The 26,971-nt window shown below is 47.4% G+C and carries 29 protein-coding genes and 1 other annotated feature; of the genes, 27 read left to right on the plus strand and 2 right to left on the minus strand.

Annotated elements, in window-relative coordinates:
- Nucleotides 1-18: 18 nt before the first annotated feature.
- From ACEN86_RS08920 to ACEN86_RS08950, 7 genes are all read left to right on the plus strand, one after another.
- A complete protein-coding gene (locus ACEN86_RS08920) occupies nucleotides 19-507 on the plus strand; it encodes a spore maturation protein (protein ID WP_495634258.1) in 489 nt (162 codons plus the stop codon).
- Nucleotides 508-621: 114 nt separating this feature from the next.
- Entirely contained in the window at nucleotides 622-1,368 is a 747-nt protein-coding gene (locus ACEN86_RS08925; RefSeq protein ID WP_495633930.1) for a pseudouridine synthase, read from the plus strand.
- Between the two features lie 182 nt (nucleotides 1,369-1,550).
- Nucleotides 1,551-2,075, plus strand: coding sequence for a redoxin domain-containing protein (locus tag ACEN86_RS08930; protein WP_495633931.1), 525 nt, complete (start codon nucleotides 1,551-1,553; stop codon nucleotides 2,073-2,075).
- Nucleotides 2,076-2,097: 22 nt separating this feature from the next.
- On the plus strand, nucleotides 2,098-3,771 hold the full coding sequence (resB, locus tag ACEN86_RS08935) for a cytochrome c biogenesis protein ResB (RefSeq protein WP_495633932.1): 1,674 nt from the start codon (nucleotides 2,098-2,100) through the stop codon (nucleotides 3,769-3,771).
- Complete coding sequence (ccsA, locus tag ACEN86_RS08940) at nucleotides 3,768-5,039, plus strand: cytochrome c biogenesis protein CcsA (protein WP_495633933.1); 1,272 nt, start codon at nucleotides 3,768-3,770, stop codon at nucleotides 5,037-5,039. The genes resB and ccsA overlap by 4 nt, the downstream gene beginning before the upstream one ends.
- A gap of 165 nt (nucleotides 5,040-5,204) precedes the next feature.
- Nucleotides 5,205-5,921: a response regulator transcription factor gene (locus ACEN86_RS08945; RefSeq protein ID WP_127197807.1), complete on the plus strand. Its 717-nt coding sequence runs from the start codon at nucleotides 5,205-5,207 to the stop codon at nucleotides 5,919-5,921.
- The gene (locus ACEN86_RS08950) at nucleotides 5,922-7,373 is read left to right on the plus strand and encodes an ATP-binding protein (RefSeq protein WP_495633934.1); all 1,452 of its coding nucleotides are present in this window, start codon (nucleotides 5,922-5,924) and stop codon (nucleotides 7,371-7,373) included.
- A 143-nt stretch (nucleotides 7,374-7,516) separates the two neighbouring features.
- On the opposite strand, the gene serA is transcribed toward ACEN86_RS08950, so the two are convergent.
- The gene (gene serA, locus ACEN86_RS08955; protein WP_495633935.1) at nucleotides 7,517-9,109 is read right to left on the minus strand and encodes a phosphoglycerate dehydrogenase; all 1,593 of its coding nucleotides are present in this window, start codon (nucleotides 9,107-9,109) and stop codon (nucleotides 7,517-7,519) included.
- A gap of 184 nt (nucleotides 9,110-9,293) precedes the next feature.
- Nucleotides 9,294-9,523 (minus strand) — a binding site (T-box leader).
- A 139-nt stretch (nucleotides 9,524-9,662) separates the two neighbouring features.
- On the opposite strand from serA, the gene ACEN86_RS08960 reads away from it, so the two are divergent.
- Both ACEN86_RS08960 and ACEN86_RS08965 read left to right on the plus strand, forming a co-directional pair.
- Entirely contained in the window at nucleotides 9,663-10,256 is a 594-nt protein-coding gene (locus ACEN86_RS08960; protein ID WP_495633936.1) for a CPBP family intramembrane glutamic endopeptidase, read from the plus strand.
- On the plus strand, nucleotides 10,253-10,642 hold the full coding sequence (locus tag ACEN86_RS08965; protein WP_495633937.1) for a hypothetical protein: 390 nt from the start codon (nucleotides 10,253-10,255) through the stop codon (nucleotides 10,640-10,642). Before ACEN86_RS08960 ends, ACEN86_RS08965 begins: the two co-directional genes overlap by 4 nt.
- Nucleotides 10,643-10,773: 131 nt before the next feature.
- On the opposite strand, the gene ACEN86_RS08970 is transcribed toward ACEN86_RS08965, so the two are convergent.
- Nucleotides 10,774-11,682: a polysaccharide deacetylase family protein gene (locus ACEN86_RS08970; RefSeq protein WP_495633938.1), complete on the minus strand. Its 909-nt coding sequence runs from the start codon at nucleotides 11,680-11,682 to the stop codon at nucleotides 10,774-10,776.
- A 93-nt stretch (nucleotides 11,683-11,775) separates the two neighbouring features.
- On the opposite strand from ACEN86_RS08970, the gene ACEN86_RS08975 reads away from it, so the two are divergent.
- The 18 genes from ACEN86_RS08975 to spoIVA all read left to right on the plus strand — a co-directional run bounded on the left by ACEN86_RS08975 (nucleotide 11,776) and on the right by spoIVA (nucleotide 26,834).
- Entirely contained in the window at nucleotides 11,776-12,111 is a 336-nt protein-coding gene (locus ACEN86_RS08975) for a hypothetical protein (protein WP_495633939.1), read from the plus strand.
- A gap of 247 nt (nucleotides 12,112-12,358) precedes the next feature.
- A complete protein-coding gene (locus tag ACEN86_RS08980) occupies nucleotides 12,359-12,973 on the plus strand; it encodes a genetic competence negative regulator (protein WP_495633940.1) in 615 nt (204 codons plus the stop codon).
- Nucleotides 12,974-13,073: 100 nt separating this feature from the next.
- Nucleotides 13,074-13,763, plus strand: a complete 690-nt coding sequence (gene prsW / locus ACEN86_RS08985) for a glutamic-type intramembrane protease PrsW (RefSeq protein ID WP_495633941.1) — start codon at nucleotides 13,074-13,076, stop codon at nucleotides 13,761-13,763.
- 312 nt (nucleotides 13,764-14,075) lie between these two features.
- Nucleotides 14,076-15,437: a germination protein YpeB gene (gene ypeB / locus ACEN86_RS08990; RefSeq protein WP_495633942.1), complete on the plus strand. Its 1,362-nt coding sequence runs from the start codon at nucleotides 14,076-14,078 to the stop codon at nucleotides 15,435-15,437.
- Between the two features lie 121 nt (nucleotides 15,438-15,558).
- Nucleotides 15,559-16,212, plus strand: coding sequence for a flagellar brake protein (locus tag ACEN86_RS08995; protein WP_495633943.1), 654 nt, complete (start codon nucleotides 15,559-15,561; stop codon nucleotides 16,210-16,212).
- A 71-nt stretch (nucleotides 16,213-16,283) separates the two neighbouring features.
- Nucleotides 16,284-16,529, plus strand: a complete 246-nt coding sequence (locus ACEN86_RS09000; RefSeq protein ID WP_495633944.1) for a hypothetical protein — start codon at nucleotides 16,284-16,286, stop codon at nucleotides 16,527-16,529.
- Nucleotides 16,530-16,626: 97 nt separating this feature from the next.
- Nucleotides 16,627-17,334 carry a (d)CMP kinase gene (cmk, locus tag ACEN86_RS09005; RefSeq protein ID WP_495633945.1) on the plus strand — a complete coding sequence of 236 codons (708 nt, stop codon included), beginning with the start codon at nucleotides 16,627-16,629 and terminating at the stop codon, nucleotides 17,332-17,334.
- A complete protein-coding gene (locus ACEN86_RS09010; RefSeq protein ID WP_495633946.1) occupies nucleotides 17,331-17,912 on the plus strand; it encodes a lysophospholipid acyltransferase family protein in 582 nt (193 codons plus the stop codon). Before cmk ends, ACEN86_RS09010 begins: the two co-directional genes overlap by 4 nt.
- A 132-nt stretch (nucleotides 17,913-18,044) precedes the next feature.
- Nucleotides 18,045-19,292 (plus strand): 30S ribosomal protein S1, encoded by a 1,248-nt coding sequence (gene rpsA / locus ACEN86_RS09015; protein ID WP_495633947.1) that lies wholly within the window; start codon nucleotides 18,045-18,047, stop codon nucleotides 19,290-19,292.
- 250 nt (nucleotides 19,293-19,542) lie between these two features.
- Nucleotides 19,543-20,865: a ribosome biogenesis GTPase Der gene (gene der / locus ACEN86_RS09020; protein ID WP_495633948.1), complete on the plus strand. Its 1,323-nt coding sequence runs from the start codon at nucleotides 19,543-19,545 to the stop codon at nucleotides 20,863-20,865.
- An 11-nt stretch (nucleotides 20,866-20,876) separates the two neighbouring features.
- The gene (plsY, locus tag ACEN86_RS09025) at nucleotides 20,877-21,491 is read left to right on the plus strand and encodes a glycerol-3-phosphate 1-O-acyltransferase PlsY (RefSeq protein ID WP_495633949.1); all 615 of its coding nucleotides are present in this window, start codon (nucleotides 20,877-20,879) and stop codon (nucleotides 21,489-21,491) included.
- Nucleotides 21,484-22,524 (plus strand): NAD(P)H-dependent glycerol-3-phosphate dehydrogenase, encoded by a 1,041-nt coding sequence (locus tag ACEN86_RS09030; RefSeq protein ID WP_495633950.1) that lies wholly within the window; start codon nucleotides 21,484-21,486, stop codon nucleotides 22,522-22,524. The genes plsY and ACEN86_RS09030 overlap by 8 nt, the downstream gene beginning before the upstream one ends.
- A gap of 70 nt (nucleotides 22,525-22,594) precedes the next feature.
- Nucleotides 22,595-22,870, plus strand: a complete 276-nt coding sequence (locus ACEN86_RS09035; protein ID WP_433946421.1) for a stage VI sporulation protein F — start codon at nucleotides 22,595-22,597, stop codon at nucleotides 22,868-22,870.
- A 105-nt stretch (nucleotides 22,871-22,975) separates the two neighbouring features.
- Nucleotides 22,976-23,194 (plus strand): DUF2768 family protein, encoded by a 219-nt coding sequence (locus ACEN86_RS09040; protein WP_495633951.1) that lies wholly within the window; start codon nucleotides 22,976-22,978, stop codon nucleotides 23,192-23,194.
- 37 nt (nucleotides 23,195-23,231) lie between these two features.
- On the plus strand, nucleotides 23,232-23,846 hold the full coding sequence (locus ACEN86_RS09045) for a nucleotidyltransferase family protein (protein ID WP_495633952.1): 615 nt from the start codon (nucleotides 23,232-23,234) through the stop codon (nucleotides 23,844-23,846).
- Nucleotides 23,836-24,189: a 2Fe-2S iron-sulfur cluster-binding protein gene (locus tag ACEN86_RS09050; protein WP_495633953.1), complete on the plus strand. Its 354-nt coding sequence runs from the start codon at nucleotides 23,836-23,838 to the stop codon at nucleotides 24,187-24,189. Before ACEN86_RS09045 ends, ACEN86_RS09050 begins: the two co-directional genes overlap by 11 nt.
- A gap of 39 nt (nucleotides 24,190-24,228) precedes the next feature.
- Nucleotides 24,229-24,972, plus strand: coding sequence for a YphF family lipoprotein (locus ACEN86_RS09055; RefSeq protein ID WP_495633954.1), 744 nt, complete (start codon nucleotides 24,229-24,231; stop codon nucleotides 24,970-24,972).
- 383 nt (nucleotides 24,973-25,355) lie between these two features.
- Nucleotides 25,356-26,834, plus strand: coding sequence for a stage IV sporulation protein A (gene spoIVA / locus ACEN86_RS09060; protein WP_495634259.1), 1,479 nt, complete (start codon nucleotides 25,356-25,358; stop codon nucleotides 26,832-26,834).
- Nucleotides 26,835-26,971: the final 137 nt, after the last annotated feature.

Below are 26,971 nucleotides of genomic sequence, written 5' to 3' on the forward strand. Positions count from 1 at the left end.
AATTGGGCGGTACCGGTCATGATTGCCTTCATTCCTTTGTTTGCGTTCATCCGCAAAGTCCCTGTCTACGAATCATTTGTAGACGGAGCGAAGAGCGGATTCAATACAGCGATTGAAATCATTCCGCATCTTGTTGGTATGATGGTCGCAATCAGCGTGTTCCGCGCCTCGGGCGCCATGGATTTCTTCACCGGATGGATCGCTCCGCTCATGACCAAGCTCGGAGCCCCGGCCGAAGTTCTACCGCTAGGATTTCTACGGCCCTTAACAGGAACAGGCTCGCTTGCATTCACAACGGATCTGATCAAGACATATGGAGCGGATTCGATGATTGGCCGGATCGCTTCGACAATACAGGGGAGCACGGATACGACGTTTTATGTGCTGACTGTATATTTTGGCGCTGTAGGGATTAAGAACGGGATGTATGCCTTGAAGGTGGGGCTGTTCTCCGATGTGATCGGATTTGTCGCCGCGATAGCCGTATGTCTGATTGTATTTGGGTAGTTCTTGCGAAATGATTTTGGCGATCTTCAGCTTCCCCAGCTGCAGCCCTCTTCGGAGGGCTATTGTGATTTTATACCTTAGTGGGTATCATTAGGATGAGGTGACTTATAAGACATGGAAAGATTACAGAAGATATTAGCCCAAGCGGGTGTAGCTTCACGCAGGAAATGCGAGGAGATGATCCTGGCAGGGAAAGTACAGCTTAACGGAGAGACGGTGACGGAGCTCGGCACGAAGGCTGATCCGGCAGTAGATGAGATTACCGTCAACGGCAAGAGAATAGGGATTGAGAAGAAGCTTTATATTGTGTTCAACAAACCAAAAGGTGTGATCACTAGCGCATCCGACCCCAAGGGCCGCAAGATCGTAACTGACTATTTGAAAGGCGTAAATGAACGGGTATTCCCGGTTGGGCGTCTTGATTACGATACAGAAGGACTATTGCTGCTGACCAATGACGGAGACTTTGCCTATCTGCTTACGCATCCGAAGCATCACGTACCGAAGACCTATTTGGCCACTGTCAAAGGAGTTCCGCATGGTACGGATCTGGACAAGCTGAAGAAGGGCGTCATGCTTGAAGACGGAATGACGGCGCCGGCGGAAGTTGATTACTATGACATTGGTGCCGATGAGAAGGAATCCACTATCCGGATTACGATTCATGAGGGTAGAAATCGCCAGGTTAGACGGATGTTCGAATCGATTAATCATCCGGTTCAGCGGCTTAAGAGAATCTCGTTCGGTGAGCTTCACCTTGGGAATATGAAGCGGGGGCTGTATCGTCATTTGACGCCTGCCGAGATAGAAGACCTCAAGCGGAGCGCCAAGAAAGCGGACAAGCAAGGAAAACGTGACTAGACACATAATCTTCAAATAACGAAGCTGAAAATGTGGCAATATTCGTTATAATATTCATAGGATATTCACTGAATGTCCATAAATACAGAATGAACTATGACTAATCTCACATCTTTATCAGGGACATAGAGGTAGTTCAGTCTGTATTTATAATATTGCCATAGAAGGGAAGCTGCTTCGGTATGAAGAAATACAGGCGGCCGGTGCAAATCGTAATTTTGCTCTTCATTGTGATACTGGGTGGCTATGCGATCAGCTCAGCGGTGCTTGGCTCTCATAATACACTGCAGGTTGGCGACAAGGCGCCTTCTTTTTCACTGCTTGGAAGTGACGGCAGTGTTCATCATTTGAAGGATTATGAAGGCAAGGCCATGGTAATTAATTTCTGGGGCTCCTGGTGTAAGCCGTGTGTCAAGGAAATGCCCGCTCTTCAGCAGCAGTGGGAGAAGTGGAAGGACAAAGGAGTCGTGGTTCTCGGAATTAATGCCGGAGAAGACGAGATGACTGTGCAGAATTTTGCGGAAGACCGCGGGGTAACCTTCCCTATTTTACTAGATCCGAATAGTGATGCTGTACGGGATTACAATATCTCGCCTCTTCCTACGACCTTTTTTGTAAGCGCTAAAGGTAATATCACCTCCATTCATCAGGGTGAGCTTGATCTGAAGACTCTGGACAGCCAGATCGGGCAGTTAATCGCGCCATGATTACACAGGAGGGGAGATCAAATTGATAAGCAATACGAAATGTGAGTGCGGACACCAGAACCGTGTGGGTACTGTGCTCTGTGAGGCCTGCGGCAAGCCGCTGATAGAGCTGGGTGAAGCAGGGGAAGTGCTTGAAATGCGCTATGACGGCGCTGCCCGTCGTTCCCAGCGTGCCAATCCGAATTTTATTGATCGAATATGGAACTTTTTCTCTTCTGTCAAAGTTGCTATTTATCTGATTATTCTTACTTTACTCGGGGCCATGCTTGGAACTGTATTTCCGCAAGTCAGCACTTTTATTAATCTGCAGAATCCCGAAGAGTATTACAACAAAACGTATGGAACTCTCGGTGGAATCTACTACAGCCTGGGGCTTGCTGATACGTATAACTCTTGGTGGTTCATTCTGCTTCTGGTTCTGATCGGTTCGTCGCTAGTAATCTGCAGTCTGGACCGTGTGCTTCCGCTATACAAAGCCCTATCCAAACAGAAGATCATGAAGCATATGGAATTCCTGACACGCCAAAGGGTAGTGTACCAAGGTCCTATTCAGGAAAGTGCAGAAGAATGGATCCAGCGGGCAGCTCCGGAACTGAAGAAGAAAGGCTACCGCGTACATAGTGAAGGTACGGCTCTTCTTGCAGAGAAGCAGCGGTTTAGCCGCTGGGGACCTTATGTTATTCATATCGGACTAATTATATTCCTGCTAGCTGTTCTATTTAGAGGATTACCAGGGCTTCATATGGACGAATATGTCAGCTTCCCTGAGGGCGAGGCCAAACGGATACCAGGTACAACCTTTTATCTAAAGAATGAACAATTTACGGTCAATTATTATAGTGAGCAAGAGCTTCCTGAGGAGTTCCGGAACACAGGGAAGATGCTGCCAAAGTTATTCCAGACCAAGGCTGTGCTGTATGAGTGTACAGCGTACTGCAATGACCCTTCCAAAACTCCGGTGCTGAAGGAAGTTGCACGTCATGATATTGAAGTGAATAAGCCGCTTAATTACAAAGGCCTTGTAGCCTATCAGTATGACTTTGATCTGACACCCAAGCTCCGCTCCGTTAAGCCGGTGCTGGTGAACAAAGTGACCGGAGAAGAGTACGGGAAGTTCAAGCTAGATATGATGAATCCGAAGCGGAGCTATACACTTGGACCTTATACCCTGGAGCTCAAGAACAAGTATATGGACTTTATGCTGAACGATGATGGGGAGCCGACATCCAAGTCGCCTAATCCGAACGCCCCGGCCTTTCTGTTCCTGATCAAGGGTCCGGATCTTCCCAAGGAAGGCGCCCAGTTCATTTACTTTCCTAAGCAAATCGACAAAGCGCGCTTCCAGCAGGACCTGATTAATGAGAAGCTGGGCGGGGTTGAAAAGAAGCTGGATCTGGATGTTAAGGCGATGGGCGATGTGGACTTCGCCAAATCTACTAGCTTCCTCAACATACGTATGGATCGAGCGATGCCGTTCGTCTGGGCAGGACTTGCGATTGTCATGCTCGGACTCGTCCTCGGATTCTACTGGACACACCGCCGGATATGGCTGCGGATAGATGACGGTCAGCTTACTTTAGGGGGTCACACCACCAAGAACTTCTTCGGCCTCCGCCGGGAAGTGGTGTCGATCCTGAAGCCACTGGGTGTCGAAGTAGATGAGAAGTCTCTGGATAATGGGAGGAACCAAGAATGAGTACGCAGGATTTATTAGAAGTAAGTAAACAGGCCTTTATGTATTCCTTCTTCCTGTACTGTATAGCCTTTATTGCCTTTGCGATAGCTGTAATCGGGAAAAGCTGGAGAAATCGGGATCCCGTAAGACATGAGCGCAAATGGGGACGCATTTCGTTCTTCATTTCCTCAGTTGGACTGCTGGGACATCTTTTCTACTTTGGAACCCGGTGGGCTGGAGCCGGACGGATTCCTGTCAGCAACATGTACGAATTTATGTCTTTTCTATCCATGATGATTATGGTTGCTTTTACGGTCGTCTTTCTGATCTATCGTAAAACGCTGCTAGGCTTGTTCGCTCTGCCGATCGCGGTCATCGTTATGGCTTATGCGGCCGTATTCCCGGCTGAAGTTCAGCCGCTAATTCCTTCCCTGAAGTCGATTTGGCTGTATATTCACGTTACGCTGGCTGCTACGGGCGAATCATTCTTTGCTGTCGGCTTTGCGGCGGCATTCATGTATCTGCTTCGTACCGTGAATTTTGAGGGTAAGGATAAGGTAGACCGCCGGCAAAAGTGGTGGGTGGAGTTCACCATGTTCTCCATCATCATCGTCATCGGCTTCATAGTCGCTGTCTTTGCCTTCCGGGCTGCAGGATATCAGGCAGTGTTCTCAAGTGAACAGGTTATCACGGATTCAGCAGGTCAAACCACGACGAAGGAGGACAAAGTCGAGTACAATCTTCCTCCGATCGTGGCTCCTTATAACAGCAAGGTCGTGAGTATGCAGAGCTTCGCCGGTCTGGATCAGCCGCTTCTCCATGCTCCATCCTGGGTGGAAGGCGCATCGGCTGGACGCAAGCTGAATACGATTGTGTGGTCCATTATTGGCGGCGCGGTAATCTACATTCTGTTAAGACTGTTGGTCCGCCGCCCGCTCGGTAAGCTCGTGTCCCCTCTTCTAAAGGGACTTGACCCGGACGATCTTGATGAAATCAGTTATCGTGCGATAGCGATCGGTTTCCCGATTTTTACCCTTGGAGCATTAGTGTTCGCTATGATATGGGCCCAACAGGCCTGGGGCCGATTCTGGGGTTGGGACCCGAAGGAAGTCTGGGCACTCATAAGCTGGCTGTACTACAGTGCCTATCTGCATTTGCGTCTATCCAGAGGATTCCAGGGACGTAAAGCCTCCTGGATTGCCGTGCTGGGCTTCCTGGTTATCATGTTCACACTAGTTGGGGTGAACCTGGTTATCGCGGGACTGCACTCCTATGCAGGGACAAATTAATATTTTCTTCTAAATTGAACTAAAGATATTATATACTCAAGTTTGAGTGCTTCTTTCCGGGCACTCACTTGAGGTATACTGTCTTTAGTTCATTCCTTATTTTACAAACTGATTTTGGAATTACTCTTGGAGAGAATAGGTAAGAAGATAAAGGGGTTGTTGTCGATGTCAGATCAATTAAATCGCATTCTGGTGGTAGATGATGAGGAGCGTATCCGCCGTCTGCTCAAGATGTATCTTGAAAAAGAAGGCTACGAGATCGATGAGGCGGAAGACGGTGAGACGGCGCTGCGAAAGGCAAGCACAGGTGATTATGGCCTGATTTTGCTGGACGTGATGCTTCCAGGCATAGATGGGGTAGAGGTATGTAATCGGCTTAGACAGGTCAAATCTACACCTGTATTGATGCTGACCGCAAAAGGGGAGGAAATTAACCGTGTGCAGGGCTTTGAGGTAGGTGCCGACGATTATGTCGTGAAGCCATTCAGCCCGCGCGAGGTGATCTATAGAGTGAAGGCGATCCTGCGCCGATCCTCAGCTACGGCTTATCTGTCCAAGGAGAGTGGGACGAGCAATAATATCGTATTTCCGAACCTGATTATTGAACATGATGCGCACCGGGTGACCGCCAGTGGTCATGAAGTCAGCCTTACGCCAAAAGAGTATGAACTGCTTCATTACCTGGCTGTATCGCCGGATAAAGTATTTTCACGTGAAGAGCTCCTTAAGGATGTGTGGAATTACGAATTCTTCGGTGATCTTCGTACAGTAGATACCCATGTGAAGCGGCTGCGCGAGAAGCTGAACAAGGTATCTCCGGAGTCGGCGGGCATGATCACTACGGTATGGGGAGTCGGCTACAAGCTAGAGGTGGCCAAATAAGTGAAAAGATTCTGGAGGACGCTTGTAGGTAAGCTGTGGATTACGATCATTTGTCTAGTCGGTAGTGTCCTTATGATTCTGGGCCTATTCCTGCTGCCTTACATTGATACCAACTTTACAAATTCCGGGGCTATTAAGAAGCTGTTTACGCTGGTGTCTGTGATTGGGTTCTCAATGACTACGTTCTTTGCGCTAATTCTATTTAACAAGATTACACTTCCTATGCAGCAATTGATCCGGGCTGCTGATTCTGTACGAAAAGGGAAGTATGATACCCGGCTGTCTCTACGCACAAGTGATGAGATCGGAGAACTCGCCAACTCGTTCAACCATATGGCTGAAGAGCTGGAGAATACGATTAGAAGCTTGAATCATGAGAAAGAGCATCTGTCCAGTGTCCTTCGCAGTATGAACGATGCGGTGATTACTATGGATATCGAAGGCTCCGTCATACTTACGAACCCGCCAGGAGATGAGATTATGCAGTCCTGGAGAAGCTTAACAGAAGACGAGGACAGTCTTCCTCATTCCGCTTCTCTTCATCCTGGTCAATGCCGTGTGCCCAAGCCGCTCCTGCCGATGTTCACAAGCGTACTGAGCGATGGGGGAGACCAGAGTGCGAACGTGCATGTCAAGCAGAGTGTCTGGTCTGTTCATATGGCACCTCTGGCCTCGGATGGGGATATAAGAGGGGCTGTCGCCGTTCTGCGAAATGTAACGGAAGAGGTAAGGCTGGAGAAGATGCGGCGTGACTTTGTGGCCAACGTCTCTCATGAGATCCGCACACCCCTCTCCATGATGCAGGGTTATAGTGAGGCTCTGCTGGATGGGATGGCGGCATCCCCTGAGGAAAGTGAAGAGCTTGTGCAGGTCATCCATGATGAGTCCCTGCGCATGGGAAGGCTGGTCAAGGACCTGCTTGATCTGGCCCGTATGGAGGCTGGTCACACCGACATGGTCATGCGGCCGCTTGACGTGAGGGAGCTGCTTGAGCGGATGTATCGCAAATTCTCGGTAAGGGCGAAAGACCGTGAGATTGAGCTGATTCTGCATGATCTGAAGGACAACCTGATTCTGGAGGAAGCGAACGAGGACCGTCTGGAGCAGGTGCTGACCAATCTCCTGGACAATGCTTTCAGGCATACGCCGGGCGGCAAGAGAATTGAGATCAAGGCGGTCCAGGTGATCCACCGCGGTAAGCATGAGCTGCAAGTAGAGATTAAGGATGAGGGCGCGGGAATTCCGCCGGACGACCTGCCTTATATTTTTGAACGATTCTACAAAGCGGATAAAGCTAGGGTTCGAGAGGAATCCGGGGGCACAGGTCTTGGCCTGGCCATCGTGAAGAATATCATTGAAGCTCATCACGGAACGATTACGGCTTTCAGCGAAGTAGGACAGGGGACCACCTTTAAGCTCCTTTTGCCTGTCGAAAGATTGCAGTCTGAATAACATGACTAAGATAAAAAATGATTTTTGTTGAATGCGCAAGATTAATCTTGTTCAACGTGGAACATCACATGGTCTTTCACAAAGTAAAAGAGCTGTCCTTCATAGAAGGACAGCTCTTTTTTTGATGATCAATATCCGGTTGATTATGAAAGAACGATTTCCTGCGCAGCGTTAACTTCAGGTAGCTTGGTCAACTCAGCAAGGACTTCCTTGGACACGGCCTTATCGACAGTAAGAACCATAATAGCTTCACCGCCAACAATCTTGCGTCCAACCTGCATGGCAGCAATATTAACGTCGTTATTGCCGAGGAGAGTGCCTACCTTACCGATAATGCCTGGTTTGTCATTATGGGAAATGTAGATCAGATTTCCTTTTGGCTCAATGTCGACTGGGAACTTGTTGATCTGGACAACACGATCTCCATAACCGGACAACAGAGTACCCGCAACGCGCTGCTCTTCACCGCTTTGCAGCTTGAGAGTCACACTGATCAAGTTCGTGAAGTCTTGAGCTGTAGTCGATTTGGATACGACCACATTGATGTCACGAGCTTTAGCCAAATGCATGGAATTTACGATGTTTACGTCATTTCCGAAATGACGGGACAGAAGTCCTTTAACAATATAGCGGGTCAATGGCTGTGTGTCCACTTCAGACAAGTCACCGGCATAGTTAACAACGATTTCCTTGACAGCTTCGTTGTTAATTTGTGCTGCGATCGTACCCAGCTTCTCACCAAGGCCGAAGTATGGCTGAAGCTTGTTCATCACACTTGGCGCTACTGGAGGCATGTTCACCGCGTTCTTGAAAGGCTCATCTCTCAGAATATGCAGAACCTGTTCAGATACATCAATCGCCACGTTCTCTTGAGCTTCAATTGTAGAAGCACCCAAGTGAGGGGTTACGATGATCTTTGGATTGTTCAGGAATGGGTGATCAGCTTGTGGAGGCTCATGTTCGAATACGTCGAATGCAGCACCTTCCACGATCCCTTGATTAATAGCTTCCACAAGTGCATTCTCATCAATAACGCCGCCACGGGCACAGTTAATGATACGCATACCTTTTTTCATAACTGCAAACTGTGGAGTGGAGATAATGCCGCGTGTTTCCGGAGTAAGCGGAGTGTGCACTGTAATGAAGTCCGCATTGCGCACGATATCGTCAACGCTTGCGAGCTTAACTCCCAGCTTTTCGGCACGCTCTTCAGTAAGGAACGGGTCAAAGCCCAGAATGTCCATACCAAAAGCTTTGGCGCGCTTAGCAACTTCACTACCGATACGACCCATACCCAGAACTCCCAGGGTTTTGTTGCGAAGCTCAACGCCAAGGAAGGATTTACGATCCCAGGTACCGCTGATAGTTTTGGCATAGGCTTGAGGAATGTGTCTGGCAAGAGCCATCATCATGGCAAATGCGTGCTCACTAGTCGTGATGGTATTGCCATCAGGAGCATTAATAACAATAATTCCGCGCTGGGTAGCCGCTTCAAGATTAATGTTGTCTACGCCCACTCCGGCACGTCCAACTACTTTTAGACGCTCACCAGCTGCCATGATTTTCTCAGTTACTGTAGTCTGGCTGCGAACTAGAAGCGCGTCGTATTCGGGAATAATGCGGATTAATTCTTCCTCACTTAGCCCTGTCTTTTTCTCTACTACGACATCTTCTGCGTCAACGAGCTGCTGAATTCCCAAATCACTGATCGGATCCGATACTAACACCTTATACATGTTTGATTTCCTCCTCCAAGTAATTAAATGCGTAATATAGATTGAACTATATCCGACTTTTATTAATTAAAAGGTTCCGTCAATTGACGATTACCTTAAAATACACTCTTTACTCCATTATAGCAGCAACGCAACAAAGGGAAAATATAAATAAAAAACCCTCGATCCGCATACTACTACCGTAGTAAGGGACGAGAGTTGATCGTGGTACCACCCTAATTCACTGCGCCTTTGCAGGAACAGCCTCAGTTGTCTGGTTAAGACAAAATGATAACGGAGTTAATCCGATTACACCTACTATAATTTCAGTGTAATGACTCAGGAGTGCTAAAGTACGCATCTCAGCTGCCGGTTTCCAGCAACCACCGGCTCTCTGTAAGCATTAAAGCGACTTTTTTCCTTCAACGTGTTTGGCGAACTAATTTTTTCATAATGTATCACAGCCTCAGGAAGGGTGTCAATAGTCGAATTGGCACTCCTATGAGCCCGCCTTGAATCTCATGCCGAATTTGGTTATGATTTTTATATTATACTTAAAAGGACAGACACCTTAATGAAAAAATTTAAGTTCGGCAGAGTCAAGATTGAGCCTATTGAGCCGGGGCAGCTTAATGATCGGCTTCTTTTAATTAATTTGTACCTTACTCAGGCTCTCGCCTTAGTGATCGGTCTTATCATTCTCTTTTTCCAGAAACAAAGCCTTGTGAATTTAATGGTATTGCCCAAAGGCCTCAGTTTTATTTATTGGGGGGCGGGGCTTGCAGCCGTCATGTTCGTCATTGACCTGGTCTTATCCAAAGTTATCCCGGAAGAAAGCATGGATGATGGCGGGATCAATGAAATGCTTTTTCGTACAAGGCCGGTGTGGCATATTATCGTCATTGCAGCTCTTGTGGCGATATGTGAAGAGCTTCTTTTTCGCGGTGCCATTCAGCATGCCTTTGGTCCCTACTGGACAAGCATCATTTTTGCTATGATTCATATCAGATATTTGAAGCACTGGATTCCAACGGGCTGGGTATTCCTGAGCAGCTACGGACTGGGTTACATTTACATTCATTCAGGAACGTTATGGGCACCTATATTGTGTCACTTTATCATTGACCTGGTGTCCGGTTTGATCATACGACTGCGGAGGGAAAGATGAACGAGCGCTTGAGCAGAATGGAGCGGTACAGCCGCAAGCAGCACGAGAGAAGAGCGGTTCGGGAACAAGGGTCACATGTATCCAAGGAGAAGAGAGAGGCTAAGACAAGGCTGAGAAGAAGTGAAATCCACCGGGACTCAGCGGGAACAGGGGCACTAACGGCTCCTACCGAGCCCGATTCCGGCTTGGCCCTAACATCTGAAGACCAGATGCTTGAGGATGGAGTTTCAGCGGTAGATATGCCGTCCAGAAGAGAGTTATACCCGTCGCACCGGATTAAATGGACCAAATGGTTTTACAATTCTCTGGTGTTTATTTTTATCGCACTTATGATTCTATTGTTCTTTTGGGGTATGCAGCAATCAACCTGGGGCAAACATCAATAGAACGACAAACGGCAAGTCTCCTAATTACTGGAGGCCTGCCGTTTTTTTGTTTTAGCGTTATCCGGGTTACCTGGCCTATTCAGCCATTTCGAGGCAACAGCACGAGAGTATGTTGATTATTGGTTCAACTTTTATTTGCCCGTATTTGGCAAAGGCTCTGTGGATATGCTTGCGGGATCTACGAAGCTGTAGCCTTTGTCCTCAAGCTTGGTCAACAGCGTGTCGAGTGCGGCAACGGTCCAGGGAAGCTCGTGCATTAGTATGTTCGCACCGGGATGCAGCTGATCGAGCACATTTTTAACTACTTTATCCGGATTGCTGCTCTTGTCCTTGGTCTTCAGTGTCCAGTCAAGCGAACCGTTAGACCACGTCATATAGAGAAGCTTATTATCCCTGGCCACTTTGCGACCGACATCTCCTCCTTCGCCGAATGGAGGGCGGAAGAAGACGGGAGTCTCACCGGTGAGCTCTTTGACGATATTCTGCACATCTTCAATTTGCTTTTTCACCTTGGGTAAGGGCTGAGATTTAAGTGAAATATGATCCCAGCTGTGATTGCCAATGGGCTGTCCCCGATCGTGAATCAGCTTAAGCAATTCGGGGTTTTCTTTAATACGGTAGCCGTTGACGAAGAAGATCGCCTTGGCTTTATGCTTATCAAGCACATCAATTATTCCGTTAATCCACTCTTTGTTCTTGGGCCCGTCGTCGAAAGTCAGAAGCACGACCTTCTTCTCCGTACCTTCGTCATTAGGGACAATATTAAAAATCTTATTCATATGGTACTTAATTTCAGGAACAGCGCTTGTCTGTTCTTTGTTGTCCTCAGTAGGTTCAGCAGTTCCCTTATTGTCGGCCGTATTCTTATCACTCTTTTGTTCTTGTTCGGCCCCTGGGGCTTCCTTAACAGTTCCTGTCTTGGATTGGGTAGAACTGCTGTCCTTTGTACCCGAATTGCTTGGGAGCTGATCTGTTTGTTGTCCACATGCGCTTAGAATCAAGCACGCTGCAGCAATCACTAGAAGTTTTTTGTTCAACAAGGATCTCATCTCGCTTTCTGCATTACAGCCGCATGTATTGACGGCAATTGGCTAACACTACATACGATTCTAACATACAAGGAGGTGTTTAACGTGAATTCTTCCTCATTTATAGGAGGTCTAATTCTTGGAGCGGCAGGGGCTGTCTGGCTAACAAAAAGAAAATCTCACTTGTTAAGCTCATCTGGATCGCCAATCTTGTCCGGTCTCACGAAACAGAAGGATGAAAGCTCCTCCACGGGAGCTGGGACTTCAACTTACGGCTCTCATATGAGCCAGGTGTCTCCCAGTACAGCGTCGACCAGTTCGAATCATACGAAGGAATCCAACTTGAATACCATCAAGAGTATTATCAAAGGGAATCCCGGTCTTCACCGTGAAGTGGAGCAGATTCTGAAAGAGACAGGCACAGTTATACCTGGTTTGTAAACGGCTTTAACCCAAAAGAATCATTTCCGCTGCCTTCACGGCTGAAGGAAATGATTCTTTTTATAAATTTCTAACATTTCATGAATGTAACCAAAATTTAAGGCTTATTTTCTTGAGCTTAATCCTTATATTTACGTGCATTTGAAGAAAATAAATGATAACATACTTACATAGAACCATTTCCAGCACAATATATAAAACAGGTTGATAATCTGTTGATCACACGGCTTGGAGAGGAGGATCCTGTATGAAGATAGAAAGACTGGGCCAGGATAAGATACGGATTTTCCTCACTTTTGACGATCTTAGCGAGAGAGGCATTCAAAAAGAGGACATGTGGCAGGAAATTCCTAAAGTCCATGACCTGTTCACAGAGATGATGGATCAAGCTTACAGTGAAGTAGGCTTCGACGCCTCAGGACCTCTTGCCGTTGAAGTGTTCGCTCTTCCCGCACAGGGAATGGTCGTCATTGTGACACGGGGGAAATATGAGAATCATCAATTTGGTTCACTGCATGAAGATGAAATGCCGGAAGAAATTTACGAAATGGAAGTCACACTCGAACTTAGCGATGCTATTGTATATGCGTTTAGTGATTTTGAAGCATTGATCGAAGCCGCTCATGTTTTGCAGCCAACGATTACCGAAGCCGGCAGATTATTTAACTATAAAGGGAAATGGATTCTACACTTAGAGCCGGAAGATTTGGATGAAGGAAAGCACCCTGCACTTATTGCGGTTCTAGCCGAATATGGGGAAGCGACATCCGTAACTCCTGCGGTACTCGAAGAATACGGTAAGCTTGTGATGGCAGAGAATGCTGTCAATGTAATATGCGAACATTTTAAGCGTCAATCTTAAGGATAACTAAGGATTGCAGATATGCACCTGGAGCGGCGGTTACATGGGAACCGCCGCTTCCATTAGGTAAGGCGGCGATCAACAAAAGGAGGAGAAGCCGTTGCTTTGGTTTGCTATAGGAACTGCAGCGGTGGCTCCAGGGGTCGCGCTGCTTACCTATTTTTATTTAAAGGATAGATACGATTCAGAGCCTCTTCATATGGTAATCAAGATATTTCTGCTAGGATTCCTAATCGTTCTGCCGATTATGATACTGCAGCGCGGAATGACCTATTGGCTCGGGGACAATTCGTTCGTTGAATCTTTTCTCGTCTCTGCAGGTATTGAGGAACTCATCAAATGGTTCGTACTGTACCATATGATCTACAATCATATGGAGTTCGATGAGCCCTATGACGGGATAGTATATGCAACGGCAGTATCCCTGGGATTCGCTACGGTGGAGAATATCATATTCGCCCTGGCACATCAGGCTTCCGTAGGTACACTTCTAGTACGGGCTCTTCTTCCTGTATCCGGACATGCCATGTTCGGCGTCATTATGGGTTACTATTTGGGCAGAGCGAAGTTCTCGGAAGGACGCAGAAGTCACAAATTCCTGTTGTTCTCCCTGCTGCTCCCCGTATTCTGGCATGGGGTATATGACTGGATTCTTAATTACACGACGCAGTATTGGATATGGTACATCATTCCATTGATGGCTTTTCTGTGGTTTGGCGGGATTGGCAAGATGTATCGGGCTAATGACCGATCTCCTTTCCGGCTTACGGAAGCTGGAGGCAGCGATTAATACTGGTAAATATTGGGCACCCTAATCTTAAAGGCGATGTATTCATCCCATTAAGAAAGGGTGCTTTTATTTTATGCGGGTAAAAGTGAAAATTATATGTAAAAATTGCGGGGAACGGTTCGTGTTAAGGGGAAAAAAAGAGAGTGGACGCATTGAGACCGGATTCAAAATGTGTGTCTGTGACAATAAGGATCTGTTCGAGATTCTGGAAGAAACGCTCTGAAATCCAAGTCTTCCGAATTCATGCATAAACCTTCTTTCTTCTTGTCAAACTAATGGCAGTTAATTGAAGAAAGGAGCTCGTGAATCTGTATGTACAAGAGACTTAGTGCTGTTCTGTTCCCCATAAGTGCAATCTTGCTAATCGGGGCTCTCATCTGGGGCTATCAAGAGAACCAGGAGAAAAATTCGATCCTGATCAAGGCGGAGAACCAATATCAGCGTGCCTTTCATGATCTGTCCTATCATGTAGATCGCTTGCATGGGGAGATTGGGAATACGCTGGCCGTTCACTCCGCGTCTACGCCGATGCACCGCAAAGGGCTAATGAATTTATGGCGGATTACCAGTGAGGCGCAAAATGAGATCAACCAGCTGCCGCTGACGCTTTTACACTTTAATAAGACCGAAGAGTTTCTATCCAAGATATCAAAGTTCTCTTACCAGACCGCCAATCGGGATCTGACGAAGCAGCCATTGACTGACAAGGAACTTAAGAATCTGAAGGAACTGTACAAGAACTCTAACGAGATTTCATCTGAAATCCAGAAGGTACAAGGGAAGGTCATCAATAACCATCTGCGCTGGATGGATGTGGAGACCGCTCTTGCCAGCGAACATAGATCTCAGGATAATACGATCATCGACGGATTCAAAACTGTAGACAAAAAGGTTAGTGAGTACCCCGAACTGGACTGGGGCCCTTCCGTACTCAGCATTTACAACAAGCGTTCAGTTAAGAAGCTGAGCGGGGCTCCGACTACCATCGAACAAATCAAGAAAAAAGCTGCTGATTTTGCTGGCTATACCGTGCCTACGAATGTACAGGTTAGTGAGAATGGTAAAGGAACGGAATGGTCCTCATTCACGGCTGTGCTGCCGGGGAAAACAAAGGGCGACCGGATGTCCATCGATTTCACCAAAAATGGCGGACAAGTGATCGCTTACAACTATACTCGTCAAGTAGGAGCCCGCGCTATATCAGATGAAGAAGCTCACCGCAGCGCAGCTCGTTTCCTGGAGAGCAAAGGTTATAAGGGCATGCAGGCTATTGTCTATGATCCCTCGGATAACATAGCTAACCTGACCTATGTAACCAAGCATGATGATATATTGATATACCCAGAGAAGTTGTCCGTGCGCGTAGCCCTAGATAACGGCCAGGTTATTGGCCTGCAGTCCAGTGATTATGTATATGAGCATGAGAACATGCCAAAAGTCACACAGCCCAAGTTAACGTTAGCCCAGGCTCGCAAGTATTTGAATTCGGATCTCAAGGAGACGTATCACCGCAAGGCTCTTATTGAAAATGAGCAGTCTGAACGTGTGGTGACCTATGAGTTCGGAGGGCGGATCAACGGTTCCCAGTATCGGATCTTCATCAATGGAAATACCGGAGCTGAAGAAGCTGTAGAGGAAATTCGCTCTGGGCGTAAAGGAGCTTCGCTCAAATAAGCAATAAACCGGCACTCTTCCTTGTAAGGAGGGGTGCTTTTTTTGTGAACTTATCATTCACGTTCCCTGCCTGCATGCTATAATGTCAAATAGACAAAAATTCAGTGGGCGGGTGAAGAGGTTGCTTCCGAAAATCAATGATCTTGTATATATCCAGGTTGCCTCAGAAATAGAAAAGGAAGATACGATCGAGTATAAATCGCGTATTTCTGAAATCGAAGAAGATTCTTTCCTGATTGAGGTTCCGATTCCTGTTGAAGGCGGGGGGATGAAGAAGCTTTACATGGGGGATGAACTATCGGTTTATTTTATTACGGATGAGGGTGTAAAGAACTACTTCAATACCTACGTGCTAGGATTTGTCAGTGATAATATCAAGCTGGTTCGTATTCGCAAGCCCGATCCGGACTCGATTACAAGAATTCAGCGTCGTCATTTTCTTCGGGTAACCGCTGATCTTGAGGTGGCTGTGAAAACTTCGAATAACATAAGGTTTGTAGCTCGAACTGAAGATATTGGTGGAGGGGGTTTTTCGTTCTATTGCGAACCCCAGTACAGCCTGTTTGAGGGTGAAGTTCTTCACTGCTGGGTCCTTCTTCCTTATAAAAATGGTTCTATAGAACATGTTCCAATCGAGGCCGAGATTGTCCGCACCAAGAAGCTCGAGACGGGAAGGTCTCTTGTTATGCTGAAGTTTGAGAGCATATCTGACATGGAACGCCAGAAGCTGATTAGATACTGCTTTGAACGCCAATTTGATTTCCGCAATCGCTGATTCCGGGTTATGGATGATTTCTCTTTTTTCTGGGCACGGTAAGGCTAAATCCAGAGGAGATGAAGTTATCTATGGCACAGGAAGACAGCAATAATTTCTCACAGGAACAGGAATTTGATGGGTTATTTCTGAAGTTTAGCAACAAAATTCATAATCTGTTAATAAAGCTGCTGATCGCTCTGCTGATCGGCCTTTTTCTATGCCAGTCATTGCTGAGAATCCCGTCTTTCCGGATGATTCTATCGTCTGCTGAACACTATGAAGGTAAGGCCTTGCCGCCCCTGCAAGTGCTGCTTGAAAAATTTACCGACAACTGAACGCTTTTGCATCACCCTATGTTGTGTGGTATAATTTTCACGTCGCAGGCAATGCCTGCTTTTTTATTGAGGCCATTGTTTGAGGAGGAATACCCCGTTGGCAAGTCATAAGTCATACGAGAGCGGGAAAATCAACATCGCCATAGACGGACCTGCTGGGGCCGGCAAAAGCACAATCGCCCGAATGGTGGCAGCAGCGCTTGCTTATGTCTATGTAGACACAGGGGCGATGTACCGGGCAGTTACCTGGTACATGCTTCTCAAAGGAATTGAACCGGAAGAAGAGCAAAAAGTGCTTCAAACGGCTCAAAACATGGTTATTGAATTAAAACCGGGAGTAGATGGCCAGAAAGTGCTGGTTAACGGTGAGGACGTTAGCGACCAAATCCGTTCACTCGCGGTGAATGCCAAGGTGTCCCGATATGCGCAAATCGAGGGGCTGCGCAACCAGCTGGTTTCATTGCAGCGGCAAATGGCTTTGCGCAAAGGCGTCGTCATGGACGGTCGCGATATCGGCACTACAGTACTCCCTGATGCGGAAGTTAAAGTTTTTATGACCGCAAGTGTGCAGGAACGGGCACGGCGCCGTTATAATGAAATTAAAGATACGGCTGCCATCACCTTGGAACAGCTTGAGCTTGATATTGCCGAGCGGGATCGCCTTGATGAACAGCGTGAGATATCGCCGCTTCGTCAGGCGGAAGATGCTGAATTTCTGGATACAACGAACATGAGCCTGTCTGAAGTTACGGACGCAATCATTTCGATGTGCAGATCGTACGGGAAGGAAAGAGGACGGATATGATTTATTACTTAGTTCGCGGGGCGCTTAGGATTATTTACAAGTTTCTGTTCAGGCTTAAAGGAATAGGACTTGAGAATATTCCGAAGGAAGGCGGCGTGCTGCTTTGTTCCAATCATATCAGCAATTTCGATCCGCCTACGGTTGGGATTCTGTTAGACCGCAAAGTTCATTTCATGGCTAAAGCGGAGCTTTTCGAGGTTCCCGTACTCGGATGGCTCATTAAGCAGCTCGGAGCTTTTCCCGTCAAACGTGGAGGCGTGAGCAAAGAATCGATTAAAACCTCTTTGACGCTGCTGCGAAGCGGCAAAGTTATGGGTATTTTCCCTGAGGGAAGGCGTTCGAGCTCGGGGGAGAGCGGAGTGGCCATGAAAGGCGCAGCAAGTTTTGCGCTCCGCAGTGATGCGGCTGTCATTCCGGCTGCCATTATTGGGAATTATAAATTATTTCGCAGAACTAAAGTGATTTATGGTCCACCAGTGGATTTATCCGAATTCCGGGACACTCCGTCTGCGGATTCGCTCGAACTGGCCACTGAGAAGATTATGCACCACATTGCGGAGCTTAAAGCCCGCGGATAAAAGACCCGTATTTACGGGCCAAACCATGCATGAACAGTTGGAAGTTTGGAAAGCTACAATATAATGCATGTTTTGAACCACGCTAGCCGCGGGTTTAAATAAATGGGGTTTTGAATCGAGGAGGGTATTGAGATGTCGGAAGAAATCAAAGATCAGCAAGAGAATGCTGAAGTGACAAATCAAGATGAATTGGAGCAAATCGTGTCCTTGAAAAAAGGTGACACCGTCAAGGGTTCCATCGTTAAAGTTGAGGATAACCAAGCTTACGTAAGCATTGGATATAAATATGACGGCGTCATTCCTATCCGTGAATTATCTTCTGTTCATTTGGATAATGCTTCGGATGCTGTTGAGGTAGGACAAGAAGTTGAAGCTAAAGTGGTTAGCATCGATGACGAGAAAGAAAGACTGGTTCTTTCCAAACGCGCCATCGACAGCGAAAATGCTTGGGAAGTCCTTGCACAGCGCTTCGAGAACAAAGAAACCTTCGAAGTTACGGTTGCCGATGTAGTTAAAGGCGGTATCGTTGCCGATGTTGGAGTTCGCGGATTCATTCCTGCTTCTATGGTTGAGCGCCATTTCGTAGAAGATTTCAGTGACTATAAAGGCCGCACGCTTCGCGTTAAAGTGAAAGAAATTGACCGTGAGAACAATAAGGTTATTCTTTCCGCCAAAGATGTCCTTGATGAAGAGTTCGAGCAAAACAAACAACAAGTGATGGGCAACCTTAAAGAAGGACAATTGATCGACGGTAAAGTACAACGTCTGACTCAATTCGGCGCTTTTGTTGATGTAGGCGGCGTGGATGGACTTGTTCACGTATCCGAAATTGCTTGGAACCATGTTGACAAGCCTGCTGATGTTCTATCCGAAGGTGATGAAGTCAAAGTTAAAGTTCTAAAAGTTGATCCGGAGAAAGGTAAAATCAGCTTGAGTATTAAAGCTGCTGCACCTGGACCTTGGGAGACAGCTGCAGAGCTGTTCAAGACTGGCGACATCGTTAGCGGTGAAGTGAAGCGTCTGGTTACTTTCGGCGCATTTGTTGAAATTGCTCCTGGGGTTGAAGGTTTGGTTCATATTTCCCAAATCTCCCACAAACATATCGGTACACCTCAAGAAGTACTTAAAGAAGGCGAAACTGTCCAAGTTAAGATCCTTGACGTGAACCCTTCCGAGAAGCGGGTTAGCCTGAGCATCAAGGAGACTGAAGAAGCTCCTGCTCAAGAAGCTAAGCCGGAAAGAACGGAAAGAAGAGGCGGCGGTGCTGACCGTGTGAACCGTGAAGATATCAACAACAATCCTAACGTTTCCCTTAGCAATCAAGGTCTTAGCATCACTCTTGGAGAGCGCTTTGGCGATAAGCTGAGCAAACTCAAATAATACATTCTTACCATGAAGAGGAATCGGCGAACTCGTGACGGGTTCGCCGATTTTTTTGTAGCTAAAGCTTAAGTTATCCATGGATTGGTTAGCCAAGCAAGTTATTTTTTGCTATGATGAGTTACGAGTCAAAAAGACAAGGTTTACGATATTGATCTATATGGCAAAACTTCATGTAGTTGAGATGAATTACTTTCAGCTATCGTTATAAAGTTAAGCAGGCCTAAGTAAACATTTAGGAGGAGTTCATATGGCAAGACCCGTTGTGGCTATAGTGGGACGTCCAAATGTGGGAAAATCAACGATTTTCAACCGCATTATAGGCGAACGATTGGCCATTGTGGAAGATAAACCGGGAATTACCCGTGACCGTATTTATGGCATTGGGGAATGGAACGGTAAATCGTTCAGTATTATTGATACCGGAGGTATTGAGCTGGACGGGGAAGACATGATTCTTAAGTCGATTCGCATGCAGGCTGAGCTTGCCATCGAAGAGGCGGATGTCATTATATTTATGTGTGACGCCAAATCAGGCTTAACCCAATCGGACGAGGAAGTAGCTGCTCTTCTATACCGTTCAGGCAAGCCTATTATTCTCGCTGTAAATAAAGTGGATAACTTAAGCCGCGCGGATCACATTTATGAGTTCTACAATCTGGGATTCGGTGATCCTATCGGAGTCTCAGGCAGCCATGGAACGGGCGTTGGGGATTTGCTCGATGCGATTGTGGAGAATCTGCCTGAGCTTCAGGACGAAGAATATGATGAGGATGTCATTCGAGTGGCCCTGATCGGGCGTCCGAATGTGGGTAAATCCTCACTTGTGAACGCGATTCTCGGGGAAGAACGAGTTATTGTCAGTGATGTGGCCGGCACAACCCGCGATGCGATTGATACCCCTTTTGAGAAGGATGGTCAGCGCTACGTCTTGATTGATACAGCGGGGATGAGAAAAAGAGGCAAGGTGTATGAGACTACAGAGAAATACAGCGTAATGCGTGCTATGAAGGCTATTGAACGAGCTGATGTAGTGCTTGTCGTTATTAATGGAGAAGAGGGCATTATCGAGCAGGATAAGCATATTGCCGGTTATGCTTATGAAGCGGGCAGAGCCTCTATCTTCGTTGTTAACAAATGGGATGCTGTAGAGAAGGACGACAAGACGATGCACAACTTTGAGAAGAAGATCCGGGATCACTTCTTGTTCATGACTTACGCCCCTGTTGTCTTCCTGTCTGCGCTCACCAAACAGCGCCTACAGAAGCTGCTTCCTGTTGTTCAGCACGTGGCTGAACAGCACGCCAGACGTGTGCAGACCCATCTGCTGAACGATGTAGTCTCTGATGCGGTTGCCATTAATCCTCCTCCAACGGATAAAGGTCGCAGGATGAGAATTAATTATGTCACTCAAGTGACGGTTAAGCCACCGACCATTGTTGTCTTCGTCAACGATCCGGAGCTCATGCATTTCTCCTATGAGCGATATTTAGAGAACAAAATCCGGGCAGCATTTGACTTTGAAGGCACACCGATTCGGTTGTTTACCCGCCGTAAATCGGATGAAGGTTAGGAGAGAGCAGTGTGAGCTTAACATCTATTATTGCAGTAATTATTAGCTATTTGTTAGGTTCAGTCAGCTTCAGTGTGGTGCTGGCCAGAACTTTGAAAGGCATTGATATCCGCCAGCATGGCAGCGGGAATGCCGGTGCAACCAATACCCTTCGGGTACTTGGCAAGGGCCCGGCAATCCTGGTGCTTGTTCTGGATGTGCTCAAGGGGATCGCTGCAATCTGGCTTGGACGCTGGCTGGGTGACGGTTCCGATTGGGTGCCTGCCATCTGCGGAATTGCCGCCATTATTGGCCACAACTGGCCGATTTATTTCAGATTTCGCGGAGGAAAAGGGATTGCTACGACCATCGGTGTCATGGCGTCCTTAGCTTTCCTTCCTTCGCTAATTGCCGGTTTGATTGCCATCGTTACCATTGTTATTACCCGCTATGTTTCACTTGGTTCTTTGCTGTTTGTCGGTCTGACGCCTATTTTGCTGCTGTTTATGGGACCTGTCGGACCTTATTTCTGGACCAGCCTAATTATTTGTGTCTTTGCTTTCTGGAGACACCGCACGAACATTGTGAAAATTGCGCAGGGTAAGGAGAACAAACTGGGAGCCAAAGGGGGGAGCAGAGTTGTTTAGAAAAGCTGCTGTACTGGTTGCAGGAAGCTGGGGAACAGCTTTGGCTAGCGTTCTAGCCGATAAAGGGATTCAGGTATCACTTTGGACACGGAATGAGAAGCAAATGGATGAAATTAACCAGGAGCATAAGAATGAGCGGTTTTTGCCTGGTATTACTCTTTCGGCCAATATACAAGCTACAACAGATATGAAAGAAGCCGTGAGCGGGGCTCAAGCGGTAATTATGGTAGCGCCGTCTTCTGCGGTACGTGAGGTATCCCGGCAGTTAAAGCAGTATTGGACAGAGGATATGCTGGTCGTTCATGCTACCAAAGGGTTTGAGACAGAGACGCTGAAGCGGATTTCTACCGTAATATCCGAAGAGCTTGGATGCCAGGAAGGACATATAGTTGTCCTATCGGGCCCAAGCCATGCCGAAGAAGTCGTCAAACGCTGTCCAACCACCGTTGTAGTAGCTTCATTGGAAGAGGAACAGGCTAAGCGTGCTCAGGATTTGTTCATGAACAGCTTCTTCCGGGTCTATACCAACAGGGACATGGTTGGAGTAGAGCTTGCCGGAGCTTTGAAGAACATTATTGCTCTCGGAGCAGGGATGTCGGATGGTCTTGGCTTTGGGGATAATGCGAAAGCGGCACTTCTAACTCGGGGTCTTGCAGAAATTACACGAATCGGTGTTGAGATGGGGGCTAATCCGCTCACCTTCTCAGGACTTGCAGGCATTGGAGACTTAGTAGTTACTGCAACAAGTCAGCACAGCCGTAACTGGCGTGCGGGGTCGCTCCTTGGTCAGGGCAAGCCGCTGCCGGAGGTGCTGAATTCCATGGGAATGGTAGTCGAAGGGATACGAACAACGAAGGCTGCCCACACGATGTCTGAGAAATATGGCGTGCAAATGCCGATTGCAACTCAGCTCTATCATGTTTTGTTTGAAGATATGCCGGCAAAGACAGCTGTTGAAGCTTTGATGGGCCGGGATCGCAAGACAGAAATGGAAGTCATGTCCCAGGAAACCTGGGAACAGTGGCATACCTAAATAGAGGCCCACACCTTTTCTGTGCTGTAGTCATACATTAAGTGTGACGACTGCCGGAGGAGGGGAGAACTTGAACAAAAACATTTCTAAAGAAGCTCTGAATGCTATTAACAAGAAGACGGGAAAGCCGATTACGGAAAATGCGGTGAAGAAACTGGCGAGTACGGTTAAGCCTTCTACACTTCAGAGTGAGACGCAGCTGCGGCAACTGATTAAGCAGGTATCTGCTATGGCAAATGTACCCGTATCTGAGGCGACAATTTCTGAAATTGTTGGAGCTGTTAAGAAGAGTGGGATGAACCCTAGCAATATGGAAGCCCTTATGAAGTTAATGCTCAAAAAATAATACAGCCGCACTCCTCAATAGGTTTGAGAGAAGACCCGTGCCCTGGCTAGCAGCCGGCAGGGTCTTTTTAGTGCGCCGTAGCCCTTTTTTGGGGACAATGCTATAATGTTGATCATAATAAAGACACTGGGGGAACGAACACGCATGGATGCAATGACCAAAATGTGGCTTTCGATTGCGGCCATTCTTGTTATGGGACTATCCGTATTCCTGATTACATTTGCACGGGCCAAGACGACAGGCCTGATTAGAGGTTTACTTTCTCTAATTGCTTTTATTATTATGGTTGCAGGTTTTTTGGTAGGAGTTGTGTCCATCACATAGAGGGCAAGCAGGAAGTTCACTAGAAAGAGGTAGAGTGATGGAGGGACTTAAATATGCCCGCATTCCGGAGTTGATTGATGCCCTTCGTCAGTTAGCCAGGGAGTGGGGGAACAGCCGGGAGAGCTGGCTAGTGGGAGGAAGCTGCGGACTCTGGCTGCAGGGTATTGCACTGGAACAGGCACCCCGGGACATTGACGTGTATGCGGACCTAACAGGCGCCCGAGGCCTTCACGAAATTCTGGGGACCCGTTCCACAGATAAGCAGGTTTTGGATGAAAGTGGTATGTATGTCTCTCTCTTAAGCCATTACCAAATGGGCCCGTATGTGCTTGAATTGGTGGGCGGATTTGAGGTGAAGACCGGGGGAAGCCATTATAAGGTTGAGGTGGGAGAGCTGCTCTATGGACAAGCCCCTTCTGTTCGGCTGGATAACGAGTGGCTTAGATTAATGCCGTTAAGTCATGAATTTTTGTTCAATGTGCTGCGTGACAGGCCAGATCGTTACGTTCCGATCGGTAAGGCAATTGTTCTTCACTCGGAAGAACATCTTCCCCTGCTTCGGGTTCTGATCAAGCGCAATACATGGTCGAGGAAGCATCTGGAGCTCATTGCAAGCCAGCTGGGCGAAAGGGGTATTCTTGATGGATTGTGAAATCAGGTTTGAGCCTTCAGGCAAAGTTGTTAAGGCACGCCGCGGCACTTCTGTCCTCTCTGCCGCTCGTCAGGCGCGGATTCACATAGCTACCCGCTGCGGCGGGAATGCCGGATGCTTAATGTGCAAGGTTAACGTGCCCGGTCCGCAGGGGGAAGCCGGACTTTCGGCTCCTACTGATGCCGAGCGGCGTAAGCTTGGTTCTATGATTGATCAGGGAACTAGGCTGGCTTGTCAGGCCAAAGTTACAGGTCCGGTAGTAATTGAACTGCCTGAGGATCCGCTTAAAGCGGCCATACGCAGGCAGCTGGAGAAGCAGCAGGCGGACGATGAATTATGGTAAGTGGGCAACATTCATATTAGCAGATAAGGATGAGTAAGCTTGAACAATAGAACTGTGCAGTTGATCTACCGGTGTGGCGCTGTGATGCTCATGAGCACATTCCTTCTGGGCATATTGGGCGGGTGCATGTACCCAAGGGAGAGCCGTTCTGCTAATCAGGTGTCATACCGCGAGAGCGTGAACCGTCTGCAGCTTGCTGTAGACCAATTTCAGAAAGACCAGGGTATCCTGCCTATTCTGAATGCGGATGAGTCGACTCCCCGGTACGAGAAATTCAGAATCGACCTGGATAAGCTGAACAAAGCGGGATATATCGATGAGATCCCTGCCACGGCTTTTGAACAAGGGGGCTCGGCTTATTTCCTTATCCTTGATGAAGAGACAAAGCCTGTTGTGAAAGTTATGGAACTGACCACGGTACAGAAAGTCAACGATATACAGCGCGCGGTAGATAAGTACAAGAGCAGTCATCAAGGTAAGCTCCCGGTAGGGCAGGAACTGTACCCGGGCATATATTCTGTTGATTTAAAGGCGATTAACAGCGAGTCGCTCGCCTGGACCAGTTTTTACTCTGGGCAGGAATCAGCTTATATACTTGACCCAAGCGGGCAGGTGTACGTAGATTATGCGCTCGATATTATGCAGGCCGTAGAGAAGTCCGGAGTTACACCGGATGCCAACACAGATCTAAGAACCCTGCTTCTGGAGCACTCGTATTTTGTACCTGTCAAATCCTTGCCCTATCACTGGCAGAATAAACAGCCGGTTGCTGTGAGTCAATAAGGACCCGTAAGGGTCTTTTTTTTATGTAAAATCTCCTATATTGACGGAATAAAATTTATAGATTCACATACATATACAGCATGGCGGATTTTCCGGTGATCGTGGTCTAACCCTTTGTACCGGAACATAAATAATGGTTAGGCATTCTTTATATCTGTCATATTTACGCATCTGGTACATATGATGGTACTAGTCCTAAAGCATGTACGAGTTCACGCCGCTTCGTTCCTATCTCTCCAAACAGGCTTCTGGCGGCGGACACAGGTAGGGGCAACAACAGTGCTCTGCCGTTGCAATTTTGAATGACTCAGTGAATAACGAAGCGGATGCTCTCAAAAGGCATTTTTCCTTCGGCGAAATTTGAGGAGGGGATTTCATTGGCACTGGAAAAAGTAGATATTTTCAAGGACATAGCCGAGCGTACCGGAGGTGACATTTACCTGGGTGTCGTTGGAGCTGTTCGCACAGGTAAATCAACCTTTATTAAGAGGTTTGTAGAAACGGTAGTCCTGCCTAACATCACGAATGAAGCTGACCGCGTGCGTGCAATTGATGAGCTTCCGCAAAGCGCAGCGGGGAAGACTATTATGACCACGGAACCCAAATTCGTTCCGAATAACGCAGTTCAAATTAAAGTCGACGAAGGCTTGGAAGTTAATGTAAGGTTGGTTGATTGTGTAGGCTATGCTGTGGAAGGAGCAAAAGGATATGAGGATGAAAATGGTCCCCGTATGATCTCTACTCCTTGGTTCGAAGAGCCAATTCCTTTCCAGGAAGCAGCAGAAATCGGCACTCGTAAAGTAATTCAAGAGCACTCCACGTTAGGTGTGGTGGTTACTACGGACGGAACTATTGCGGATATTCCTCGCTATTCCTATGTAGAGTCCGAGGAACGGGTCATCGCCGAGCTGAAGGAAGTCGGCAAGCCGTTCGTGCTGATCATTAACTCCACCCGGCCGCGCAGTGAAGAGGCTCTTCAGCTTAGGGCCGAACTTGCTGCAAAGTATGACATTCCTGTTCTCACCCTGAGTGCAGCAAATATGACGGAAGAGGATGTAACCGGTGTTCTTCGTGAAGTGCTGTACGAGTTCCCTGTGCATGAGGTTAATGTCAATCTGCCAAGCTGGGTTATGGTTCTGAATGAGAACCACTGGCTGCGCAGCAATTATGAGAATTCCGTTCGCGATACAGTCAAGGATATCCGTCGTCTAAGGGATGTAGACCGGGTCGTTGCCAACTTTCTTGAGTATGACTTCATTGACCGTGCCGGCCTTAGCGGCCTGAATATGGGTCAAGGGGTAGCCGAGATTGATCTCTTCGCCCCGGATGAGTTGTACGATCAAATCCTGACAGACGTGGTAGGTGTAGAAATCCGCGGTAAAGATCATTTGCTTCAGCTTATGCAGGAATTCACCCATGCTAAAAAGGAATACGACCGCTTTGCAGAAGCGCTGGAGATGGTCAAGACCACGGGGTACGGTATTGCTGCTCCTTCGCTCGCTGAAATGGCCCTGGATGAGCCTGAGCTGATCCGCCAAGGCTCCAGATTTGGAGTGAGGCTCAAGGCAACAGCTCCATCCATTCATATGATCCGTGTGGATGTAGAATCCGAGTTCTCACCGATTATCGGTACCGAGAAGCAGAGTGAAGAGCTTGTGCGCTATTTGGTGCAGGACTTCGAGAGCGATCCGATCAAAATCTGGGAATCGGACATTTTCGGAAGATCCCTGCACTCCATTGTAAGAGAAGGAATACAAGGCAAAATAGCCTTGATGCCGGATAACGCCCGCTACAAATTACAGGAAACGCTGGGGAGAATCATCAACGAAGGCTCCGGCGGTTTAATTGCCATTATTTTGTAACCATGAGAATTATGACCGGCCAAGGTCCAACTTGGTCGGTTTTTTTACATGAAAAAGCGCTTGAATCCAGCGAAAACCCTTAAATGCCTTGAAATTCTGCTTTAGGTGTATTACTATAAGTTTGTTCTTCCGAAGAT

This window comes from Paenibacillus sp. Paensp111 (genome assembly GCF_059492195.1).

Coding starts and splice junctions, on each gene's coding strand:
- ACEN86_RS08960 (WP_495633936.1), top strand. CDS start 9,663: ATGAAAAAATTTAAGTTCGGCAGAGTCAAGATTGAGCCTATTGAGCCG.
- ACEN86_RS09040 (WP_495633951.1), top strand. CDS start 22,976: ATGTTGATCATAATAAAGACACTGGGGGAACGAACACGCATGGATGCA.
- ACEN86_RS08965 (WP_495633937.1), top strand. CDS start 10,253: ATGAACGAGCGCTTGAGCAGAATGGAGCGGTACAGCCGCAAGCAGCAC.
- ypeB (WP_495633942.1), top strand. CDS start 14,076: ATGTACAAGAGACTTAGTGCTGTTCTGTTCCCCATAAGTGCAATCTTG.
- ccsA (WP_495633933.1), top strand. CDS start 3,768: ATGAGTACGCAGGATTTATTAGAAGTAAGTAAACAGGCCTTTATGTAT.
- serA (WP_495633935.1), bottom strand. CDS start 9,109: ATGTATAAGGTGTTAGTATCGGATCCGATCAGTGATTTGGGAATTCAG.
- ACEN86_RS09010 (WP_495633946.1), top strand. CDS start 17,331: ATGATTTATTACTTAGTTCGCGGGGCGCTTAGGATTATTTACAAGTTT.
- ACEN86_RS08925 (WP_495633930.1), top strand. CDS start 622: ATGGAAAGATTACAGAAGATATTAGCCCAAGCGGGTGTAGCTTCACGC.
- rpsA (WP_495633947.1), top strand. CDS start 18,045: ATGTCGGAAGAAATCAAAGATCAGCAAGAGAATGCTGAAGTGACAAAT.
- ACEN86_RS08920 (WP_495634258.1), top strand. CDS start 19: ATGATTGCCTTCATTCCTTTGTTTGCGTTCATCCGCAAAGTCCCTGTC.
- ACEN86_RS08980 (WP_495633940.1), top strand. CDS start 12,359: ATGAAGATAGAAAGACTGGGCCAGGATAAGATACGGATTTTCCTCACT.
- ACEN86_RS08930 (WP_495633931.1), top strand. CDS start 1,551: ATGAAGAAATACAGGCGGCCGGTGCAAATCGTAATTTTGCTCTTCATT.
- ACEN86_RS09050 (WP_495633953.1), top strand. CDS start 23,836: ATGGATTGTGAAATCAGGTTTGAGCCTTCAGGCAAAGTTGTTAAGGCA.
- der (WP_495633948.1), top strand. CDS start 19,543: ATGGCAAGACCCGTTGTGGCTATAGTGGGACGTCCAAATGTGGGAAAA.
- ACEN86_RS09000 (WP_495633944.1), top strand. CDS start 16,284: ATGGCACAGGAAGACAGCAATAATTTCTCACAGGAACAGGAATTTGAT.
- ACEN86_RS09045 (WP_495633952.1), top strand. CDS start 23,232: ATGGAGGGACTTAAATATGCCCGCATTCCGGAGTTGATTGATGCCCTT.
- ACEN86_RS08945 (WP_127197807.1), top strand. CDS start 5,205: ATGTCAGATCAATTAAATCGCATTCTGGTGGTAGATGATGAGGAGCGT.